The organism is Nocardiopsis sp. NRRL B-16309, from assembly GCF_001279585.1.
Classification (GTDB): domain Bacteria; phylum Actinomycetota; class Actinomycetes; order Streptosporangiales; family Streptosporangiaceae; genus Nocardiopsis.
This window is the reverse complement of record NZ_LGEC01000027.1, coordinates 19,613-40,795: the sequence shown is the minus strand read 5'-3', so window position 1 is coordinate 40,795 and position 21,183 is coordinate 19,613. Positions and strand designations below refer to the sequence as shown.

The window sequence follows — 21,183 nt, the reverse complement described above, 5'->3', positions numbered from 1 at the left end:
ACAAACACCGCTACCTTGGGGCGAGGCGGAGTTTGGACACCGTCGGGGAGGGTCGCTTGCCGTCGGATGGGCTCCCGAAGAACCTGGAACCGCTGGCCGCCGGAGATCCGGCCACCATCGGTCCCTACGTGCTGTCCGGGAAGCTGGGTAGTGGCGGCATGGGTACCGTCTACCTGGGCAGCGCCGCGGACAGGAACAGTTCGACACCGCGGGCGCGGGGTGACGCGCCCCAGGTAGCGATCAAGGTCATCCGCCCGGAGCTGGCCTTCGACGAGGCCACCCGCGCGCGGTTCCACGACGAGATGGAGAACGCCCGCAAGGTCGCCTCCTTCTGCACCGCGAAGGTCCTCGACCACGGGACGTTCGAGAACCGCCCCTACATGGTCACCGAGTACATCGCGGGCACCGCGCTGGCCGAGCACATCGCCGAGAACGGGCCGCTGGACTCCTCGACCCTGCACGGGTTCGCGCTGGGCGTGGCCGCCGCCCTGGCCGCCATCCACCGCACCGGGCTGGTCCACCGCGACCTCAAGCCCGCCAACGTGCTGCTGTCGCTGTCGGGCCCCCGGGTGATCGACTTCGGCATCGCCCGCGCGATGAACACCGCCACCAACCACACCCAGACCGGCATCGTCATGGGCAGCCCCGGCTGGATGGCCCCGGAACAGCTCCTGGAGGAACAGGTCACCACCTCGGCGGACATCTTCGCCTGGGGGTGCCTGGTGGCGTTCGCCGGCAACGGCACCCACCCCTTCGGCAACGGCGACGCCATGACGCTGGGCAAGCGCGTCCTGTTCGCCGAGCCGCAGATCGGCTCGCTGGACAGCCCGCTCGACCGCCTGGTGACGCGTGCCCTGGCCAAGGAGCCGGGCCGTCGGCCCACCGCGCAGGACCTGCTCCTGGAACTCGCCGGCGGCGAGGACCCCACCAACCCCAACGACATGGTCTCGCACGCCCTGCACCAGTCGTGGCGGCCGAACCTGCCCCCGATGCCGCCCGGGATGCCCCGCCCCGGGCACGGGCAGGCCGCGCACCAGACCATGACGGGCATGCGCCACCCCGGGCCGGGCCCCTACCAGGCCGCGCCGCCCATGCCCCCGCCCGCCCACCAGACCGGCAACTACCCCCGGCCCCAGGGACCACCGCCCGGACGCGCGGCCGCCGGCCATCCGGCAGGGCCGCCGCCCCAGCACGCGCCCCAGGGGCAGGCCCATCCCGTCGGCCAGCCGCCGGCCCAGCACCCGGCCTCCACCGGCCCCATCCCGATGGTGCCGCCACCCGCCGAGCAGCAGGTCTCCCGGCCGCAGCCCTACGTGCCGCCCGTCCCCCCGCCCCCGCACCGGCCCGCCGCGCCCTCGCGGCGCAAGGGCCTGGTGCTCGGCACCGTGCTCGCCGGGCTGGCAGCCCTCCTCGCCCTGGTGCTGCTGGTGACCTTCCTGACCAGCAACGGGTCCTTCCTCCCCTGGTCCGACGGCGACTCCTCGCAGGGCCAGGAGGAGGAGCCGGACGCCCAGGAACCGGGCGCGGCCGCGCCAGGGGACGTGCCGGACGACGAGGAGGAGCCGACCGGGCCGCCCAGCGACATGCCGGTCACCTCCCCCGACGGCGCCGTGCAGTACGACGTCAGCGATGTCACGTGCGGACTGACCAAGCACAACATCCGTTCGGGCCTGCAGTCCGACGCCGAGTACTGCGTGATCGAGCTGAGCCTGACCAACACCCACGGCGACCTGCTGCGGTTCGACGCCGGGGACCAGATCCTCACGACCACCAGCCAGAACACCGCCGAGGCGGAGAACCCCTCGAACGAAGAGCGGCAGCAGCCGCTGTGGGAGGGGCCGGGCGTGGCGCCGGGCACCACGGCCGGGGGCGAGCTGGTGTTCATCCTCCGCGAGGGCGACGGCCGCCCCGAGGTGCTGTCCCTGACCCACGGGGACGGCGCCGAGCGCACCGACATCTCGATCGGCCACCTCGTGCGCTGAGCGGGAACCTCAGGCGAAGCGGGCGACGAACCGGCGCTGGCCGGGCGTCTCCACGGCACGCGGCAGGTAGTGCTTCCGGACGTAGGCGACCGCCTCGGCCGCGGGCACGCCGTCCAGGACCGCCAGGCACGCCAACGCCGTCCCGGTCCGGCCCTGCCCGCCCGCGCAGGCCACCTCCACCCGTTCGCCCGCGGACCGGGTCCACGCCTCGCGCAGGGCATCGCCGGTCGCCGCGCGGTCCCTCGGCAGGCCGAAGTCCGGCCACTGGACCCACTTGGCCTCCCACGCGACGGCGGGCGGTGTCCGGCCGAGCAGGTAGAGGGCGAAGTCGGGTCTCGGGCCCTCCGGCAGCGGGCGGGCCAGACCGCGCCCGCGGACGAGCCGCCCCGACGGAAGGCCCAGCACACCCGGCGCTCCGGGCTCCCAGGTCGATGTCATGGTCCGAGACTAGAGCGTGCGCGGTGATGCCGCCATGGGAAAAGTCGCGCGCACCGGCCCCACGGCCTCCTCGGCCCCACGGCCCCCACGGCCCCCACGGCCCTCGGCGACCGTGCGACACGACGGGCCCGGCGCACGCGGGGCGCGCCGGGCCCGTGGTCGGGCGTCAGGGGAGTAGGCGGCCGCCTACTCCCACTCGATGGTGCCCGGGGGCTTGCTGGTGACGTCGAGGGTGACGCGGTTGATCTCGCGGACCTCGTTGGTGATCCGGTTGGAGATCTTGGCCAGCACGTCGTAGGGCACGCGCGACCAGTCGGCCGTCATGGCGTCCTCGCTGCTGACCGGCCGCAGGACCACCGGGTGGCCGTAGGTGCGACCGTCGCCCTGCACGCCCACCGAGCGCACGTCGGCGAGCAGCACCACCGGGCACTGCCAGATGTCGCGGTCCAGCCCGGCGCGGGACAGCTCCTCGCGGGCGATGGCGTCGGCCTCGCGCAGGATCTCCAGGCGGTCGCGGGTGACCTCGCCGATGATGCGGATGCCCAGGCCCGGGCCCGGGAACGGCTGGCGCCACACCATCTCCGGCGGCAGCCCGAGCTCCTCGCCGACCTTGCGGACCTCGTCCTTGAACAGCTCGCGCAGCGGCTCCACCAGGGTGAACTGGAGGTCCTCCGGCAGTCCGCCCACGTTGTGGTGCGACTTGATGTTCGCGGTGCCGGTGCCGCCGCCGGACTCGACGACGTCCGGGTAGAGCGTGCCCTGGACCAGGAACTCGACCTCGGCGCCGTGCTCGCCGCTCTCGACGACGACCTCGCGGGCGGCCTGCTCGAACACCCGAATGAACTCGCGGCCGATGATCTTGCGCTTCTCCTCGGGGTCGGTCACCCCGGAGAGGGCTTCGAGGAAGCGGTCCTCGGCGTCGACGACCTTCAGGGTCGCGCCGGTGATGGCCACGTAGTCCTTCTCGACCTGCTCGGCCTCGCCCTTGCGCAGCAGGCCGTGGTCGACGAACACGCAGGTCAGCTGGTCGCCGACGGCGCGCTGCACCAGGGCTCCGGCCACGGCGGAGTCGACGCCGCCGCTCAGCGCGCAGATGACGCGCTTGTCGCCGATCTGCTCACGGATGCGCTCCAGCTGCTCCTCGACGATGTTCACCATCGTCCACGTGGGACGGCAGCCCGCACCCTCGTAGAGGAAGGTGCGCAGCACGTCCTGGCCGTGCTCGGTGTGCATCACCTCGGGGTGGAACTGCACGCCGAACAGCCGCCGGTCGGTGTCCTCGAACGCGGCGACGGGGGCGCCCGCGGTGCTGGCGACCGTGGCGAAGCCCTCGGGCGCCGCGACGACGGAGTCGCCGTGCGACATCCACACCAGCAGCTCGTCGGGCAGGCCGGAGAAGAGGACGGAGTCGTTCGTGGCGGTCAGCTCCGTGCGGCCGAACTCGCTGAGGTCGGTCCGCTCCACGGTGCCGCCCAGCGCCCGGGTCATCGCCTGGAAGCCGTAGCAGATACCGAAGGTGGGCACCCCGGTCTGGAAGAGCTCGGCGCCCACGTGGGGCGCGCCCTCGGCGTAGACCGAGGACGGGCCGCCCGAGAGGATGATGGCCTTGGGGTTCTTGGCGAGCATCTCCTCGACGGGCATGGTCGAGGGCACGATCTCGCTGTGCACGTGGCATTCGCGGACGCGACGCGCGATCAGCTGCGCGTACTGCGCGCCGAAGTCGACGACGAGAACGGTGTCGAACGTGCTCTCAGCACCAACGGACACGACGGAGGACCTTCCGCAGGAGAACAGGGATGTCCGCCCAGTCTAGGGCGTCATCCGCGGGCACCCGCCCCGAGCGGCACGGGGTGTGCGCAGTCCCTCAGCTCGCGAAGCCCTCCGGGTTGGCCGACTGCCAGCGCCAGGCGTCCGCGCAGGCCTCGTCCACGCCCCGCACGGCCTTCCAGTCGAGGTCGCGCGCGGCGGCGGAGGGGTCGGCGTAGCACACGGCGATGTCCCCGGCACGGCGCTCGACCACCTCGTACGGGATGGGCGCTCCCGTGGCCCGCTCGAACGCGCGCACGCTCTCCAGCACCGAGGTGCCCTCACCGGTGCCCAGGTTGTACGCCCGGCAACCCGTGGCGTCGGCCAGGTGCTCCACCGCCGCCAGGTGCCCGCGTGCCAGGTCCACCACGTGCAGGTAGTCGCGCACGCCGGTACCGTCCGGGGTGTCGTAGTCGTCGCCGAACACCCGGAGGCGCTCGCGGCGGCCCGCGGCGACCTGCGCGATGTAGGGGAACAGGTTGTTGGGCGTGCCCTGGGGGTCCTCCCCGATCAGCCCGCTGGGGTGGGCGCCGATGGGATTGAAGTACCGCAGCGCGACAATCCGCCAGCGCGGGTCCGCCGCGGCCAGATCCGCCAGGATCCGCTCGGCGAACAGCTTGGTGGAGCCGTAGGGGTTGGTGGAGGTCAGGGCCGCGCTCTCGGGGATCGGCACCGTCTCGGGGTCCCCGTACACCGTGGCGGAGGAGCTGAACACCAGATTCCGCACGCCGTGCGCGTCCATGGCCTCGGCGAGCGCGAGCAGGGCGTCCAGGTTGTTGCGGTAGTAGCGCAGCGGCTGCTCGGTGGACTCTCCGACCGCCTTGAGCCCGGCCAGATGGATGACGGAGTCGATCCCGTGCTCGCCGAAGATCCGGCGCAGGGTGTCGGGATCAGTGCAGTCCCCCTGATGGAAGGCCACCGAGCGCCCGGTGATCCGCTCGACCCGGCGCAGGGACTCCTCGTGACTGTTGACGAGGGAGTCGACCACGACCACCTCGTGTCCGGCGTCGAGGAGTTCCACGGCGGTGTGGGAGCCGATGTATCCGGCACCACCGGTGAGCAGTACGTTCATGCCTGGCTTCCTGGGTGTGAGGGGCCCGCCATGGCGCGGGCCCCCTCAGGATAGATGCTCCGGACACATCGTCCGGAGCCCCGAGGGGGCCCGCTCCTACCTCACGGCGTCAGGGGCGGTGGGGCGGGCCGCGGCGGGTGTCGAACCACAGCACCTGCGGGTCGTGGTCGCTGACCTGGTCGTGGAACTCGGAGTTGACGCGCACGACGTCGTAGTCCATCCGGTCGGCGAGGGCGCCGTTGACCAGGATGTGGTCGAGCGCCTGGGAGTTGCCGTCGAACACGTAGTTGTAGCGCTCCTCCTCCGGCAGCGCGTCCATCGGGTTGGCCAGCAGGCCGTCGGCGGTGAGGATGTCCAGGGTGGGCGAGAACGGGAAGTCGTTCAGGTCGCCCATGACGATGAGGTTCGCGTCCGGGTCGACCGCGAGCAGGTCCTCGGCGAACTGGCGGACGAGCGCCGCCTGGGCGTTGCGCTGCACCTCGCTCGTGCGGACCGGCGGCTGCTCGACGCCGTGCAGCGACGGGTCGCCGCCCTTGGAGTTGAAGTGGTTGGTCACCACGTACAGGTCGCGGCCCTTGGCCCGGAAGTGGCCGACGAGCGGCTTGCGGCTGTTGTCCCAGGCCTCGTCCTGCGGGGAGATGCGGCCGGGTGACACGCTCAGCTCGGCGCCCCGGGGGCCCTCGGTGACCTCCACCGGGGTGGTGGCGTCGCCGCCCTCGACGTCGACGAACCGCACGTGAGCGGGGTTGAAGAGGAACACGTTGCGGATGTTGCCGCCGGGCTGGCCGCCGTCCTGGCCGTCCCGCGGGCTGATCTGCCGCCACTCGTAGGCGGGGCCGCCCTGGGCCTCGATCGCGGCCACGAGGCGGTCCAGGGTGACGTCGGGGTCCACGGTGCCGTCGTTGACGGGGCCGTTGCTGTCCTGGATCTCCTCCAGGCCGACGATGTCGGGCGCGCCCAGGTAGTCGACGACGCCCTCGGCGAGGTCGTCGAACTTGGCCTGGTCGTCCTCGCCGTCGAGGTTCTCGACGTTGTAGGTGGCCACGGAGACCTCGTACCGCTCCGCGTCGCGGGCGGGGACGCGCTCCAGGTCGCCGGCGGCCAGTTCGCCCATGGTCGTGGCGCGCACGAGGTAGCCGCCGAACCGGCTGTAGTAGACCGGGCCCTCGGTGACCCCGGTCAGGGTGTCGCCGACGTCGGCCCGGGGGAAGGGGTGCTGTTCCAGGTCGAGCAGGGACTCGATCTTGACCCGGCCGGTGTTGGGCTCGTCGTAGGAGCCGTAGTGCGTGCCGCCGTTGGCCGTGCGGTTCTCGTCGGGCTTGGCGGTCACCCACAGGGCGTCGTAGGGGTCGGTCGCGTCGATCACGGGGGCGTCCTCCACGCGCACGACCATGTGCTCGTGGGCCTCCCAGAAGTCCAGGGCGTAGGTGTCCGGTTCCAGCTCCAGGCCGGTGGTGTCGCCGCCGTGGTCGGGGGCGTAGGTGTCGGGGATGGTGTCCCCGCCCAGGTCGACGGACGCGGGGACGTCGTTGCCCTCGGAGACCACGGTCCAGCGGGCCCGGTCCAGCTGCGTGATGCTCTGGCTCCCGGAGGCGGGCCGGTACTCGCTGACGCGGCCCGCGGCCAGGATCTCGTCGCCGACGGCCGCGTCGGGCGTGGTGGAGCCGGTGAAGACGAAGAGCGCCTCGCTCGTGCGCGGGTCGCCGTCGCCCTCGGTGTCCTGGAACCAGAAGCCGCGCGCGCTGCCGAAGGCGTTCACGGCGGTCACGACGCCGGGCAGGCCGCTGACCGTCTCACCCTCCAGGGGCGAGGTGCGGGTGGTGCCCTGCACGTCGTGGATCCGCAGCTCACCGGGCTCGACGGGGTCCTCGGGGTCGGTGCCGCCGCCGTCGCCGACGGTCTCCCCAGCCGTGTTGGTGGGGGTGGGGGCGCCGGCGGTGAAGTCGGCGGCGTTGTCGCCGGTGTCCGTGAGGTCGGCGTCGCGGGCGGCCGAGGTGGTGTTGTTCAGGCCCGGCGCGGGCGAGCCCTCGAAGATCACGGCCGAGCCGTAGCCGACGAGGTCGGCGACGCCCTCCTCCTCGGCGCACTCGGCGGCGGTCCGGCAGGAGACCGGCTCGGTGCCCTCCACCAGGAGGACCACGCCCGAGCCGGCGGCCATGGCGGTGCCCCCGGTGGCGTCGGGAGCGGGCAGGTCGACGGTGCCTCCGGCCCCGGCGCCCTGGCGCACCAGGTAGGACGCGCCCGGCTCGATGACGCCGCCGAGCGGGGTGACCTGGGCCCGCGTGGAGTCACCGGGCCGCGCGGGCAGGTACTGCACGCTCCAGCCGTCGAGGCCGAGGGCGCTGTCGGTGGGGTTGCCGAGTTCGACGAAGTCGTTGCGCAGGTCGGCGCCGCTGTTGCCGCCGCCGCCGTAGACCTCGCCGATGACGGGGCCGGTCGCCTCGGCCGCGGCGGGCAGGGCCGCGGAGAGCGCGGCGGTCAGGGACAGGGCCGTCACCGCCGTGGCGGACGCGAGCACACGTCTGGAGGGGGTTCTGCTGGAGGACACGCCTTCTCCGGTCTGGTCGGGGGTGGGGATCCAGGGGTGGGGCTGTGGGGGTGAGGGGCTGGGTCGGCACCTCATGGCGGAGGGTGAGGGGGCTGGCACATCATGGCCCGTTTGGATGTCCGACCGAAAGAGAGCGTGTGAAATGGAGACGACCGGCGGGCATTTTGGTGGATTCCAACCATGATCAGGCGGAATCGTCCTTGGAGGATCATCCAGTAGGGACACGGGCGCCCGGGAGGTCCACGCCTCCCGGGCGCCCGAGGCGGAGCGCCCCGGACGGCCTCAGCCGCGCCGCCCGGCGTTGGCGCGGTGCACCAGGTACTCGTCGTAGTCCAACGGGTTGCCGTCGGTGCGGGCCCGGCGGGGCACGGGCCCGGTGACCGGGCGCTCCCCTCGCGGATACGTCCACCACACGCCCTCGCCGCGGGACAGGCCGGGCAGCTCGGTCCGGAAGGCGTCCACCGACCTCGCCGCCACCTCCCCCGTCAGCGTCCACCCCTCGGGCGTCTCCACGGTGTCGCGCACGCGCGCCCCGAGCCCGTTCAGCCGGGCCGTCACGGCGCCCAGCACGTCCGCCGGGACCTCCAGCTCGAAGCCGTGCACCGGCTCGAACACGCGTGTGCCCGCCCGGTCCAGGGCCCGCATCAGCACGAGCGGGGTCAGCTCGCGGAAGTCGGCGGGCGTGGTCGGGGCCACGAACCCGCTGCGGATGAGCGTCACCGCGCAGTCGGTCACGGGCCACCCGTACAGGCCCTGGCGCAGGGTCTCGCGGACGGTGTCCTCGATGGCCCGGTCGAACGCCCCGATCAGCGCGCCGAACTCCACCTCGCGGCGGAACACGACCCCGGTGCCCTCCTCGACCGGATCGACCCGCAGTCCGACCGTGGCCCACGTGCCGACGGGACGCCGCGCGGAAACCTCCTCGACCGCCGACCCGGTTCCCGCCGGGCGCTCGGTGTGCGTGGTCCGGCTGCGCTCGAACACGACCCGCACGCCGAACTCCTCGGCCAGCGTGGCGGCGATGACCTCCTTCTGGACCTCTCCGTAGAGCAGGACCGACAGGCCCTCGCCCGGCACCGTGCGCAGGTGGATGAGGGGGTCCTGGTCGGCGAGCGCCGCCAGGGCGGCGTGCAGGCGGCTCGCGTCGCCGCCCTCCTCCGGACGCACGACCGCCTCCAGCGCGGGGCGCGCGAACCGTACGGCCGCGGTCGGCGGGCCCAGCCGGTCCCCGACCCGCAGGCCGGGCAACCCGCGGATGCGGCCGATCTCACCGGCGACCAGCGCCCGGGGCCGCTCGCCCTCCGCTCCGACGACCTCCAGGCCGGTGATCCGGCCCCCGTGCGGCCCGTCGTCGCCCGCGCCGGCGCGCTCGAACTCGACGTGCGCGCGGGGCTCCAGGCACCCGGAGCGCAGCCGCAGGTATCCGGTCTTCTCCCCGGTGGGGGCGCGTTCGATCGCGAACACCGTGCCCCGGAGCCCGTCGGTGCCGTGCTCGCCGGGCACCGCCGTGGTCACCGGCAGCAGGGCGGTCAGCGCCCGTGACAGCGCGCCGACCCCCGCACCGGTGACCGCCGAGCCGCACAGGACCGGGTACACGAGTGCGCGTCCGACCTGGTGCCGCAGCGCGGCCCGGAGCGGGTCCGGTCCCGGGAGCGGGCGGTCCTCGACCAGGGCGGCCAGCAGTGCGTCGTCGTGTTCGGCGAGCACCTCGGCGGCACGGCCGGCGAACGCGGGGTCCCGCCAGTCCCCTGGCTCGGTGCGCGCGTGCGGTGTGCCCGCGTCCAGCACGGCGTCCATGGCCAGGGCGCGGCGGGTGAGCCGGCGCCGGATCTCGTCGAACACCCGCTCCGGCCGGGCGCCGGCGCGGTCGGTCTTGTTGACGAAGAGCAGTACGGGCAGGCCCGACTCGCGGAGCACGCGCATGAGCACCCGGGTGTGGGCCTGGACCCCCTCGACGGCGGAGACCACCAGGACCGCGCCGTCGAGCACGCCCAGGGCGCGCTCGACCTCGGCGACGAAGTCGGTGTGGCCCGGCGTGTCGATCAGGTTGACCCGGGTCGGTCCGACCCGGAACCCGGCCACGGCGGAGCGGATGGTGATGCCGCGCGCGCGTTCGATGCTGCCGGTGTCCGTCGTGGTGTCGCCGGTGTCGACGCCGCCGAGCCGGTCGATGGCTCCGGCCTCGAAGAGCAGGCGCTCGGTGAGGCTGGTCTTACCCGCGTCGACGTGGGCGAGGACGCCGATGTTCAGTGTGGAGGCCATGCGTCGTGGATCCCTCGGGAATTCGTGTCCGGGTGGGCTCGAAAACTCCGTGGGAACGCCGCATGCCTGTCTCCTCGCTGTGGTCGGACGCCGCGGCGGGTCCGCCGGGCGTCGTGACGATCGTGGCGCGCGCCACAGCGCCCGCGCAACCGGTTTGACGCCGAGTCCCCGGGGTGGTTCGCGGGCGGGATCACCCGGAGGACGGTGTCTTCGCGCCTTCCGACGCACGCCCCCGTTCCTCACGACCGCACCTTCAGCCACTCCAGAACCCGTCAGCGCCCTCGCCGTGCTTCCCAGCGCCCTCGCACCCTCGCACGCGGGGCGCCCGGAGGACGGGGTCTTCGCGCCTTCCGACGCACGCCCTCGTTCATCGGGCACGCACCCCCACACTCCCTGCGGACCCGTGGGCGGGACGGCCTGCCCCTCACCCCCGGGGCCGGAGGCGCGTGTGCGCACCTTCGGCCCCAGGTGCGTCAGTGGTCACGCGCCGCGAGCCGTGCTCACAGCCGGGGGTCGACCGGCTCCGACTCCAGGGCCAGCACCGCGAACACGGGCTCGTGCACGCGCCACAGCGGTTCGCGCCGGGCGTGGCGCGCCAGCGCTTCCAACCCGAGCTTGTGCTCGCGCATCGCCAGGCCCGACTTGCGGCCCAGACCGCGGTCCCTGAGCACGGCCAGCCGGTCGGGGTCGGTGTAGTCGGCCCCGTAGATGATGCGCAGGTACTCCGGGCCGCGGACCTTCAGCCCGGGCTGGGCCAGGCCCTTGCGGCCCGTGGCGCGGGCGCCCAGGACCGGCTTGACGACGATGCCCTCACCGCCCGCGGACACGAGGTCGCGCCACCACCCGGCGGCGGCGTCGCAGGCGGCCGGGTCCGTGGTGTCGACCACCAGGTAGCGGGTGGAGCGGACCAGGCCGTTCGCCTCGGCCAGCTGCTCGGCCACCGCCATGTGCCACAGGTGGTCGGCGTCGGTGTACTCGCGGCCCTCGGCGGCCAGCAGCATGAACGGCGCGTACTGGAGTCCGGAGGCGCCGTCGGTGTCCCAGGAGTAGCGCCGGTACACGCGGCTGAACTCCTCCATCTGCTCCTCACGGCGCGCCACCGTGTCGGCGAGGCCGCCCACGTCCAGCCCTCGCTCGGCGGCCCGGGCCAGCGCCTCCGCCGCGGCGGGCAGGGCGGCGCGCGCCGCGGCGCCCACGGACGCGTACTGCTCGCGGATCAGCGACCGGGCCTTGGCCGACCACGGCAGCATCTCCCCGTCCAGCGCGATCCAGTCGGTGCCCAGCTTCTCCCACAGACCGGCGTCGGTGACGGCCCGGCGCAGCCGGTCCACCACCTCGGCCTGGACGTCGGGGTCGGTGAAGAAGGGGCGGCCGGTGCGGGTGTAGAGGGTGCCGAGCTCGCCCGGCACGAACCGGCGCGCGGCGGCGGCCCCGTCCTTGCACAGCACCGCGACGGCGCGCGAGCCCATGTGCTTCTCCTGGCACACGACCTGGCCGACGCCAGAGCCGCGGAAGGACGCGAACGCCTCCCGGGGGTGCTCCAGCAGGCCGGGTTCGGCGGAGGTCGGTGCCGGAGCCATGGTCGGCGGCAGGTAGAGCAGCCAGCGCGGGTCGACCGCGAAGCGGCTCATCACCTCCAGGGCCGTCAGCGTGCTGCCGGAGTCGGCGCGCACCGTTCCGTGCCCGGTCGCCACGGAAAGGCCCGGGTCGCCGTCGCCCACGCCGACGTCGGTGATGTCCACGGTGTCGCCCGGCCCCCGCTCGGCGCCGGAGTCGGACCCACCGCCCGACCGCACGTCCTCGGGCAGCGGCCGGGTCGGCTCGTACCAGACCTTGTGGGCGGCCACCTCGACCAGTTCCCGCTCCGGATAGCGCAGCGCGGTGAGCTTGCCGCCGAACACGCAGCCGGTGTCCAGGCAGATGGTGTTGTTGAGCCATTCGGCCTTGACCGTGGGCACGTGGCCGTAGACGACCGCCGCCCTGCCCCGGTAGTCGCGGGCCCAGGGCAGCCGCACGGGCAGCCCGTACTCGTCCGACTCCCCGGTGGTCTCGCCGTAGAGCGCGAACGCGCGCACCCGGCCCGAGGCCCGCCCGTGGTACTCCTCCTTCAGACCGGCGTGCGCGACGACCAGGCGGCCCTCGTCGAGGACGTAGTGGCTGATGAGGCTGTCGCAGAAGGCCAGGGTCTCGCGGCGGAACTCGTCGCTCTCGGCCTCCATCTGCGCCAGGGTCACCTCCAGGCCGTGGGTGACCCGGGCCTTGGCGCCCTTGAGCACGCGGACGAACTTGTTCTCGTGGTTGCCGGACACGCACAGGGCGTCGCCGTCGCCGACCATGCCCATGACCAGGCGCAGCACGCCCGGGCTGTCGGGGCCGCGGTCGACGAGGTCGCCGACGAACACCGCCGTGCGCCCCTCGGGGTGGCGGGCGCCGGCCGCCCGTCCGTGCTCGTCGCGGGAGATCTCGTAGCCGAGGCCGGTGAGCAGCTCCTCCAGCTCCTCGCGGCAGCCGTGCACGTCGCCGACGACGTCGAAGGGTCCGGTCAGCTCGCGCCTGTCGGTCCAGCCCTTCTCCAGCTCGATGACCGCGGCGTCGATCTCCTCCGGGCCGCGCAGGACGTGCACCCGGCGGAAGCCCTCGCGGTCCAGGCGCTTGACGCTCTGGCGCAGGTCGCGGCGCTGGCGGCGGATCACGTGGTCGCCGAAGTCGCGGTCGGGGCGCTCCCGGTTGCGTTCGACGGCCAGGGCCTCGGGCACGTCCAGGACGATCGCCGTGCACAGCACGTCGTTGTCCTTGGCCACCCGCACGAGCTGTTCGCGGACGTGCTTCTGCACGTTCGTGGCGTCCACGACCGTGAGCAGGCCCCGGCGCAGGCGGATGTCCAGGATGGTGTGCAGCAGCGCGAACGCGTCGGCGCTGGCCGACTGGTCGTTCTCGTCGTCGCTGACCAGGCCCCGGCAGTAGTCGGAGCTGATCACCTGCGTGGGGCGGAAGTGCCGGGCGGCGAACGTGGACTTGCCGGAGCCGGACACCCCGACCAGCACGACGAGCCCCATCTCGGGCACGCCGAGCACGCGCGGCTCGGCGGCCGGTGTCTTCTCGGCGTCGCTCATCGGGTGAACACTCCCATCTGGGTCGGTGCGCCGGTCTCCGGGTGCTCCGGCCCGACCGGTAGGTGGCGGACGCGGTAGCCGTGCGCCTCGGCCACACTGGCGGTCCAGGCCGTGAACTCGGCGCGCGTCCACTCGAAGCGGTGGTCGCTGTGGCGGAGGGAGCCGTCGGCCAGGCCCTCGTAGTGCGTGTTGTACTCGGCGTTGGGCGTGGTGACCACGACGACGCGGGGCCGGGCCGCGCCGAACACGACCTCCTCCATGGCGGGCAGCCGCGAGGGGTCCAGGTGCTCGACCACCTCCATCAGCACGGCGGCGTCGTAGCCCTCGAAGCGGCGGTCGCGGTAGACGACCGACCCCACGAGCAGTTCGGGCCGGGGGCGCGGGGCCCTTCCGCCGTCGCGGGGCTGGGCGGTGTCGGTGAACACGTTCCGGTGGCGACCGCGCCCGCCCGGGTCGCAGCCCTCGCACAGCCTGCGGTGGGCGTGCTCCAGGCAGACGGTGCTCACGTCCACGCCGGTGATCCGCTCCAGCGTGTGGTCCGCGACCAGCCGCTCCAGCAGTCTGCCCGGCCCGCAGCCCAGGTCGATGACGCTGCGCGCCTCCTCGGCCCGCAGCACGGACAGCACGGCGCCCGCGCGCTGGTCGGCGAGCGAGGGCTCGCGCTCGTCGAGCGGCGGCACGGCGGCGGCCTCCTCCACCTGCGGGTCGTCGGGGCCCTCGGAGTCGACCAGGTCGTCGGCCTCGGCCAGCCGGTCCAGGGCCGTGCGCACGTAGCGCTCGCGGCGGCCGAGGTAGCGGCGGGTGATCCATTCGCGCTCGGGGTGGCCGGACAGCCATCCCTGGCCCTCCTCGGAGCCGCCCGCGCGCAGGAGCTTGTCGATCTCGGTCTCGTCCACCCAGTAGTGCTTGTGGCCGTCCATGGCGGGCAGCAGCACGTACAGGTGGCTGAGCGCCTCGGACAGCAGCACGGTGCCGGTGAGGGTGAGCGAGAGGTAGTGGGAGTCGCCCCATCCGGGAAGTCCGGGGTCGAGCGGCACCGGTTCGGCGTCCACGGCCCAGCCCAGCGGTTCGAAGAGCGCGCGGGCGCGCTCGGCCCCGGCCCGGCAGGGCACCGCTTGCAGGCGCAGGACGAGCGGGAGCGGGGTGGCCGCCAGGTCGGGGCGCAGGTCGCACCGGCCGCGCAGCGCGGTGCGCAGCACCTTGCCCAGCGCCACCGTGAACAGCGACGACGTGGCGTAGGGCCGGTCGTTGACGTACTGGGCGAGGGCGAAGTCGGGCGTGCTGACCGACGAGCGCGACCGGAGCAGCGCCTGCGGGTCCACCTCCAGCAGGAGCGCGGCGGTGCAGCGCTCCTCGGTGGCCTCGGGGTAGAAGACGTGGGCGGTGCCGAAGGACTGCTCGAACCGCAGCACCCGGTCGGGGTGCTTGTGCAGCAGGAAGCCGAGGTCCGTGGCGGGGTGTCCCGTGGTCGCGTCGGTGGTGATCGTCAGTAGCACCCGAGCATTGTGTCCCAGTGCGATACCGGGCGGCCAGTGGATTAGCGCCGCGCGGCCGGCCGTCCTCGACGACGCGGCGGGCCGGGGCGAGGCGTCCGGCGGGGGTGAGACGGGCGTTGGCGCGGGCAGTGTGGGGCATCGAGGGCCTTCTGGTGGTCGGGGTGGATGCCGCGATCCACGCCGATACCGAAGGCCCTCTTGTTGTGTGTCAGGCGGGTTGGGTGCGACCAGCCTCCGTGGTCCGTACGTCTAGACCCCGGGCGGGGCCGCGGGGCGGGCCGGGTCCAGGCCCAGGTCGGCCATCGCCCGCGCCACCTGCGTGCGGGCGTCGCCGAAGAACGACCACGGCACGTCGCAGACGTAGCCGTCGGCGGCGGCCAGGTGCCAGCGCGCCGCGTCGGTGAGTCCCGCCCGGTGGAAGGCCCATCCGAACAGGTGGTGGGCCTGGACGTCGCGCACGTGCGGGACGGCGGCGCCCACCCACGCGCGGGCCAGACCGAACAGCTCCTCGACCTGTTCTCCGTGCAGCCGCCCCAGGGCCATCCGCACGATGAAGGCGCTCTTGCCCTCCTCGGTGAGCCTGCGCTCCTCCGCGCGCAGGTGCTCGGCGTGGGCGAGGGCGAGCACGGCGGGCAGCGGGCCGCCCTCGGGCGCGGAGTCGGCGGCGGCGCCCGCGGTCGCGAACATCTCCTCGGTGGATCCGCCGCGCGTCGGCGACAGGGTGCGCACGCGGGTCGTGTGGGCGGCGAACAGGTGCGGTGCCCGGGCGGTCGTCTCGGCCCAGAGCCGGTCCTTGTCCGCGCGGTCGGCGCCCAGGCCCATGGCCACGGTCTGCAGCCCGGACCAGGGCGCGGCGTCGTCGGCGTCCAGGAGCGCGGCGGCCTCGAAGGGGCCGCGCGCCTCGTCCAGGGCCGCCTCGGCTCCCTTGCGGTCGGCCGGGGTGGTGCCGCCGGACCGGCGTACGGCCCCGGCGAGCAGGGCGTGTCCGAGCCAGAGCAGGACGTCGGCCTGCCGCGGACCGTCACCCGTGTCGGCCTCGGTCCTGGCGAGCGCGGCGATCCGCGCGGGCTCGTCGGCGGCGGCGCGGCCCAGGGCCTCGGCGCGGTAGGCCCGCGCCTCGGGGTCCCCCCGGGTCTCGGCTAGCAGTGTCAGCCCCGCGTCGAGTCCGCCCTCGGCCACGGACGCGCAGCCCGCCCTCAGGACGGGGTCGGTGCCGAGGGCGGCCGACACCAGTGCCGCCGCCCCCGCCCCGCCGCCGTGCCGCGCCGGAGTCCTTCGGAATCCCCACATGTGACCGCCTCCCAGCACCGACGGTACCGGGAGCCCGGTCAGCCGAGCGAGGCGGTCTCGGTCGCTGCGTCGTCCGGGCCGTGCGTACCGGGTCCGGCGTCCGCGCCGTCCTCGCGGGAGCGGTCGCGCAGGTGCTGGAGGATCTGCAGACCGATCAGGAGCACGCACAGCGCCGACCCGACGGCGGTGAACACGCCGGGGACGACCTCCGTCGACAGAACGGCCTGGAACAGCGCGCTCCACTCCGGTGCGATCATGACCAGCGCGGCGGCCGCGATCAGGGCCAGGCGCTCGCCGAGCAGGGTACGCCGCAGGAAGTGGCCCTCGATCGCGATCGCCGACGCCGCCAGCGCGACGCACCCGCTCGCCACCGCCGCCACGACGTCGGTGACCGGCCCGTTCAGCGCCATCAGTGCTGTGTAGGCCATCAGGACCGGGATGAGGTACAGGCCCTTGGCGAACTTCCAGGCGGAGACCCCGGACCGCATCGGGCTGGCCTCGGCCACACCGGCCGCGGCGTAGGCGGCCAGCGCCACCGGCGGCGTCACGTTGGAGTCCTGGCTGTACCAGTACACGATCATGTGCGCGACGATGACGGCCAGCCCCAGCTCCTCCAGGGCGGGGACGGCCAGCACCGCGAGCACGACGTAGGAGGCGGTGACCGGCAGGCCCATCCCCATGATGAGCGACGCGATCAGCACCATGAACAGGGTGAGCAGCAGGTTGCCCTCGAACACGTTCACCATCACGTTGGACAGGGTCAGTCCGAGGCCGGTGAGCCCCACCATCGCCACGATGATGCCCGCCACCGCGCAGGCCACCGAGACCGGCAGCGTGTTGCGGGCCGCCATGACGAACACCTCCAGGAAGTCCCGGAGCGACAGGCGGCTGCCCGCCCGCAGCATCGCCACCACCAGCAGGGCGCCGCAGGCGAAGAGCCCGGCCTGGGTCGGCGGCACGTACTGGAGCAGCAGGACGATGAGCAGGATGAGCGGCGCCAGGAAGTGCCAGCCCGCCGCCATCACCGTGCGCAGTCGCGGCAGCTCGTCGTCGGCGTCGCGGCCGATGCCGTGCTTGCGGGCCAGGATGTCCACGAACAGGAACATCACCCCGAAGTACATCAGCGCGGGGATGATGGCGACCTTGACGATGTCGGCGTAGGGGACCCCCACCCGCTCGGCCATGATGAACGCGCCCGCCCCCATGATGGGCGGCAGGATCTGCCCGCCGGTGGAGGCCGCGGCCTCGATGCCCGCCGCGTCGTGCCGCCGGTAGCCGACCCTGCGCATCAGGGGGATGGTGAACGGGCCGGTGGTGACGACGTTGGCGATGGCGCTGCCGGACACCGACCCCATCATGGCGCTGCCCAGGACCGCGCCCTTGGCGGGGCCGCCGACCATCCGGCCGGTGAGCACGTAGGCCAGGCCGACGAAGAAGTTGCCGCCCCCGGTGCGCGACAGCAGCGCGCCGAACAGGATGAAGACGAACACGAAGGTGACGACCACGCCCAGGGTGAGGCCGTAGACGCCGTCCCCCAGGTAGCTCTGCGTGGCGATGCGCTCGATCCGCGCCCCGGAGTGCCCGAACACGCCGGGGATGAGCCAGCCGACCATCGCGTAGTACATGAACGCGACGACGATGATGACCATGGCCAGGCCGACGGCCCGCCGGGTGGCCTCCAGCAGCACGACGATCAGGACCAGGCCCAGGAGCCAGTCGGTCTCGGTGTAGGCCCCGGCGCGGGAGGCGAGTTCGGCCTGGAAGGCGATCGGGTAGAGGCTCACCCCGACGGCGGCGGCGATCAGCACCGCGTCCATGGCGCCGCCGAGCCGGCGCAGCGACGTGGTCACACCCGTCGGTGCGTCCGATCCCCGCGACCGGGTGGCGGCCAGGGTGAGGAGGCGGAGCGTCCAGCCGCCCCTCCCCTCCAGGTCGAAGGGCGGCAGGATCAGGAACACCATGACCATGGTGAGCATCAGGTGCAGGAGCCGCTGCTGGCGCGCGTCCAGGCCCGCCCAGAGCGCGACGTAGAGCTGGAAGGCGGTCAGTCCCACCGCGAGCACCAGGATCAGCAGGCCGACGGCGGAGGTCCCGGGGCCCCGGCCCCACCGCTTCTCGGCGAGCTGTGTCCAGACGGGGGCCTGGCCCCGGGCGGTGTCGATGCCCTCGACGTCGGGGATCGCGTCGGGGGCCGCGCCCGTGGGTCTGCTCCGGGTCTCGGAGTCGGGGGTCGGCTCAGCCATGGTCGTTCCTCAGTTCGTGTGGCCGGTGTCCGGTGCGGGGAGTCAGCACCGGGGGTTCGGGGCGCCCCTGACCAGCAGGGGCAGGGTCGCCGCCCGTGCGGGGTCGAGGGTGACCCGATGGGCGGCCAGGCAGGGGGAGAGCCGGACCTCGGTGCCGTCCGCCACGAGGCGGTGGTCGACGGTCGGCGACCCCACGCGCAGGGCCAGCTCCGTGCCGACGTCGCGGTTCATGCCGTCGATGACCCACCACTCGCCGTCGGCGTACCCGGTGCCCTCTCCGGGGATCTGGCCCATGCCGGCACCGAACTGGCGGATGCGCGTGGTCTCGGCCACCAGGCGGCCGTCGCGGAGGACGAGGTCCTCCTCGATCGGCAGGTGGTCGATGGAGTGCACGTAGGTGATGGTGAACCGCTCGCCCTCGGACAGCGGCAGGTAGCCGATGGTGGAGCCCTCATCGCTCACGCGGAGCACGGGCCACACCGGTAGCAGCAGGGCGCCCAGGGCCGCGGCGGCGAGCACGCCGCAGACCCGGGGCACCGTCAGCGGGCGTCGCACGTCAGGGCTGCAGGTCCTCGGGGATCTCGATGCCCTGCTCCTCGTAGAAGCGGACGGCACCGGGGTGCACCGGGACGGGGCTGTTCTCGATGGTCTCGGGCACCAGGTACTCCTCGCCCGGGCCGTAGACGGACACGAGCTGGTCGATGTGCTCGTACATGGCCGAGGTGATCTCGTAGGCCTGGTCCTCGTTGAACTCGCCGGACACCACCAGCGCGTTCCAGACCGCGATGGTCTCGACGTCCTCCTCCACGTCCGGGTAGGTGCCGCCCGGGATGGTGTGCTCGGTATAGCCGCCGTAGCCGTTGACGACCGCGGAGCGCTCGTCCTCGCACATGTCGATGATGTGGATGTCCTCGGTGGTGCCGAGCTCGGTGATCCCGGCGTGGCCCTGGCCGACGACCCACGAGCCGGCGTCGAGCTGGCCGTTGGACAGGGCGGCGGCCGTCTCGGCGTAGCCCAGCTGGCTCATCTCGATCTCGTCCTGGGCGATCTCCAGGGACTGGAAGACCTGGTTGGTGGTCGCCTCGTTGCCGCTGCCGACGGCGCCGACGGAGTAGCGCGTGCCGACCACGTCGGAGAAGCACTCCAGGCCCTCGGACTCGGCGGTGGACTGCAGCGTCACCGCGTGGAAGACGTTGGGGTAGAGCACGGCCAGCGCGTAGGTCTCCACGGGTGCGCCCTCGAAGTCGGCGGTGCCGGTGAAGGCCTGGTCGGCGGCGTCGCCCTGGACGATGCCCAGGTGCGCCTCTCCGCCGCCGAGGAGGCGGATGTTCTCCACCGAGGCACCGGTCGTCTCGGCCGTACCGGCCTGGCCGTCGATGTTCTCCTCGATGATGCCGCCGAGGGCGCCGCCGAGCGGGTAGTAGACGCCCGTGGATCCGCCGGTGGCGATGTTGAGCTGGTTCTGCACGGGGGCGCTGCCGAGCTCGACCTCCTCGCCCTCGGCCGGTTCCTCGGGCGGCTGGGCGCAGCCGGCCAGCAGCAGCGCGCTCAGGGGTAGGGCCGCCAGGGTCAACGTCGGGCGTCGCATGATCGATCGGTCCTCTCGGAAGGCCTACAGGGGGTTGGGAGTGGCGCGGGCCACACCGTTCCCGAGCAACCTAGTGTGCATCCGGTCGCAATCCGTACCCCGGGAGCGGCGAATTGAGGCTCTTCTGAGGTTGCGGGCGTATTGCTACTGTGTCGCCATGACACGGCCGCACCGCGACTGGCTGTGGTCGGCCACCGCCACCGGCGCCGCCCTGCTGCTGGCCTCCGCCCTCCTCACCTGGTCCCATCCCCCGGCCCCCGAGCCCCTCGTCCTGTCCCTGGGCACGGGCGGCGAGGGCGGCGTCTACCACGAGTACGGCTCCGGGCTGTCGTCGGTCTCCGACAACGTCGACCACGTCGAGATCGTCACGCACACCACCGCGGCCAGCGTCGAGAACAACCGCCTGGTCGCCGGCGGCGCGATGGACGCGGCCTTCACCCTGGCCGACGTGGCCGCGCTCGCCGTCGCGGGCGAGCCGCCCTTCGACGAACCCCTGCCGATCCGGGCCATCGCCCGGCTGTACGACAACCACACCCACGTCGTGGTCCGCGCCGACTCGCCCTATGAGCAGGTCGCCGACCTGGCGGGGGCGACCGTGTCGCTGGGCGCCTCGGGATCGGGCACGGAGATGATGGCCGAGCGGCTGCTCGACCTGGCCGGTCTGGAGCGACTGCCCGGCGACGCCGATCCGGCCGACGGCGACGGCGACCCGGCCAACGGCGACGGCGACGCGGTGGTCGCGACCCGGCTGTCGATCGAACGGTCGGCGCGGGCGCTGGAGGACGGGAGCATCGACGCGTTCTTCTGGTCGGGCGGCCTGCCCACCCGGGCGGTCGCCGATCTGGCCGAGCGGCACCCGGTCCGGCTGCTCGACCTGTCCGAACACGTCCCGGAACTGGTGGCGGCCCACGGCGAATACTTCGCCGAACGGCCCGTCCCCGCGGGCACCTACCCGGACGTGCCCGCCGTGCGCACGATCGGCGTGCCGAGCCTGCTGGTGGTCGACCGGCGGATGCCCGACGACGTGGCCCAGGACCTGACCGCGCTGCTCTTCGAGTCGCGCGGAGCCCTCTTCGAGGCCCACCCGGTGGCACTGCACCTGCATCCGCGGTCGGCGATCGCGACCCTGCCGGTGCCGCTGCACCCCGGCGCCGCCGCCTACTACCGGTCGGTCAAGTACGCGTACGATCCCCAGGACGACCGCACGCCCTGATCCGGGAGCCTCTGCCCACTTCGGAGCCCCTCGCCCGCGAGCCCCCGATCCGCCCTCCGGGCCCGGTCGTCCCGGCTCCCCGGACCACTCGGTCGGACACCCGGCCTCCGGGCGGCTCCGGGTCCCTGGACC

At 73.5% G+C, this 21,183-nt stretch carries 13 protein-coding genes; 2 read left to right on the top strand and 11 right to left on the bottom strand.

The genetic code is table 11. From position 1 onward, the window contains the following. Positions 1-56: 56 nt before the first annotated feature. A complete protein-coding gene (locus tag ADL05_RS04840) occupies positions 57-1,982 on the top strand; it encodes a serine/threonine-protein kinase (protein WP_053615653.1) in 1,926 nt (641 codons plus the stop codon). Between the two features lie 9 nt (positions 1,983-1,991). Here ADL05_RS04840 and ADL05_RS04835 read toward each other — a convergent pair whose 3' ends face one another. The 11 genes from ADL05_RS04835 to ADL05_RS04785 form a co-directional block, all read right to left on the bottom strand. Next, a complete protein-coding gene (locus ADL05_RS04835; RefSeq protein ID WP_053615652.1) occupies positions 1,992-2,420 on the bottom strand; it encodes a protein-tyrosine phosphatase family protein in 429 nt (142 codons plus the stop codon). Between the two features lie 186 nt (positions 2,421-2,606). Then, a complete protein-coding gene (gene guaA / locus ADL05_RS04830; RefSeq protein WP_053615651.1) occupies positions 2,607-4,187 on the bottom strand; it encodes a glutamine-hydrolyzing GMP synthase in 1,581 nt (526 codons plus the stop codon). A 97-nt stretch (positions 4,188-4,284) separates the two neighbouring features. Then, positions 4,285-5,298 carry a UDP-glucose 4-epimerase GalE gene (gene galE / locus ADL05_RS04825; RefSeq protein ID WP_053615650.1) on the bottom strand — a complete coding sequence of 338 codons (1,014 nt, stop codon included), beginning with the start codon at positions 5,296-5,298 and terminating at the stop codon, positions 4,285-4,287. A 109-nt stretch (positions 5,299-5,407) separates the two neighbouring features. Then, positions 5,408-7,921: an endonuclease/exonuclease/phosphatase family protein gene (locus ADL05_RS04820; RefSeq protein WP_156365718.1), complete on the bottom strand. Its 2,514-nt coding sequence runs from the start codon at positions 7,919-7,921 to the stop codon at positions 5,408-5,410. 207 nt (positions 7,922-8,128) lie between these two features. Continuing rightward, positions 8,129-10,108 carry a translation factor GTPase family protein gene (locus tag ADL05_RS04815; protein ID WP_053615648.1) on the bottom strand — a complete coding sequence of 660 codons (1,980 nt, stop codon included), beginning with the start codon at positions 10,106-10,108 and terminating at the stop codon, positions 8,129-8,131. A gap of 500 nt (positions 10,109-10,608) precedes the next feature. Then, a complete protein-coding gene (locus ADL05_RS04810; protein ID WP_053615647.1) occupies positions 10,609-13,221 on the bottom strand; it encodes a polynucleotide kinase-phosphatase in 2,613 nt (870 codons plus the stop codon). Further along, positions 13,218-14,717 (bottom strand): 3' terminal RNA ribose 2'-O-methyltransferase Hen1, encoded by a 1,500-nt coding sequence (locus ADL05_RS04805; RefSeq protein WP_053615646.1) that lies wholly within the window; start codon positions 14,715-14,717, stop codon positions 13,218-13,220. The genes ADL05_RS04810 and ADL05_RS04805 overlap by 4 nt, the downstream gene beginning before the upstream one ends. A 249-nt stretch (positions 14,718-14,966) precedes the next feature. Beyond that, positions 14,967-16,007: a hypothetical protein gene (locus tag ADL05_RS04800; RefSeq protein ID WP_053615645.1), complete on the bottom strand. Its 1,041-nt coding sequence runs from the start codon at positions 16,005-16,007 to the stop codon at positions 14,967-14,969. 38 nt (positions 16,008-16,045) lie between these two features. Continuing rightward, positions 16,046-18,250: a TRAP transporter fused permease subunit gene (locus ADL05_RS04795; RefSeq protein WP_053615644.1), complete on the bottom strand. Its 2,205-nt coding sequence runs from the start codon at positions 18,248-18,250 to the stop codon at positions 16,046-16,048. Between the two features lie 42 nt (positions 18,251-18,292). Next, the gene (locus ADL05_RS04790; RefSeq protein ID WP_156365717.1) at positions 18,293-18,805 is read right to left on the bottom strand and encodes a DUF1850 domain-containing protein; all 513 of its coding nucleotides are present in this window, start codon (positions 18,803-18,805) and stop codon (positions 18,293-18,295) included. Position 18,806: 1 nt separating this feature from the next. After that, positions 18,807-19,838 carry a TAXI family TRAP transporter solute-binding subunit gene (locus tag ADL05_RS04785; protein WP_053615642.1) on the bottom strand — a complete coding sequence of 344 codons (1,032 nt, stop codon included), beginning with the start codon at positions 19,836-19,838 and terminating at the stop codon, positions 18,807-18,809. Positions 19,839-19,995: 157 nt separating this feature from the next. On the opposite strand from ADL05_RS04785, the gene ADL05_RS04780 reads away from it, so the two are divergent. After that, entirely contained in the window at positions 19,996-21,051 is a 1,056-nt protein-coding gene (locus ADL05_RS04780; RefSeq protein WP_053615641.1) for a TAXI family TRAP transporter solute-binding subunit, read from the top strand. Positions 21,052-21,183: the final 132 nt, after the last annotated feature.

Excerpts from the sequence above, each read along its gene's own strand:
- ADL05_RS04785 (WP_053615642.1), bottom strand. The coding sequence starts at position 19,838 with ATGCGACGCCCGACGTTGACCCTGGCGGCCCTACCCCTGAGCGCGCTG.
- ADL05_RS04795 (WP_053615644.1), bottom strand. The coding sequence starts at position 18,250 with ATGGCTGAGCCGACCCCCGACTCCGAGACCCGGAGCAGACCCACGGGC.
- ADL05_RS04835 (WP_053615652.1), bottom strand. The coding sequence starts at position 2,420 with ATGACATCGACCTGGGAGCCCGGAGCGCCGGGTGTGCTGGGCCTTCCG.
- ADL05_RS04780 (WP_053615641.1), top strand. The coding sequence starts at position 19,996 with ATGACACGGCCGCACCGCGACTGGCTGTGGTCGGCCACCGCCACCGGC.
- ADL05_RS04815 (WP_053615648.1), bottom strand. The coding sequence starts at position 10,108 with ATGGCCTCCACACTGAACATCGGCGTCCTCGCCCACGTCGACGCGGGT.
- ADL05_RS04800 (WP_053615645.1), bottom strand. The coding sequence starts at position 16,007 with ATGTGGGGATTCCGAAGGACTCCGGCGCGGCACGGCGGCGGGGCGGGG.
- ADL05_RS04810 (WP_053615647.1), bottom strand. The coding sequence starts at position 13,221 with ATGAGCGACGCCGAGAAGACACCGGCCGCCGAGCCGCGCGTGCTCGGC.
- ADL05_RS04820 (WP_156365718.1), bottom strand. The coding sequence starts at position 7,921 with ATGAGGTGCCGACCCAGCCCCTCACCCCCACAGCCCCACCCCTGGATC.
- galE (WP_053615650.1), bottom strand. The coding sequence starts at position 5,298 with ATGAACGTACTGCTCACCGGTGGTGCCGGATACATCGGCTCCCACACC.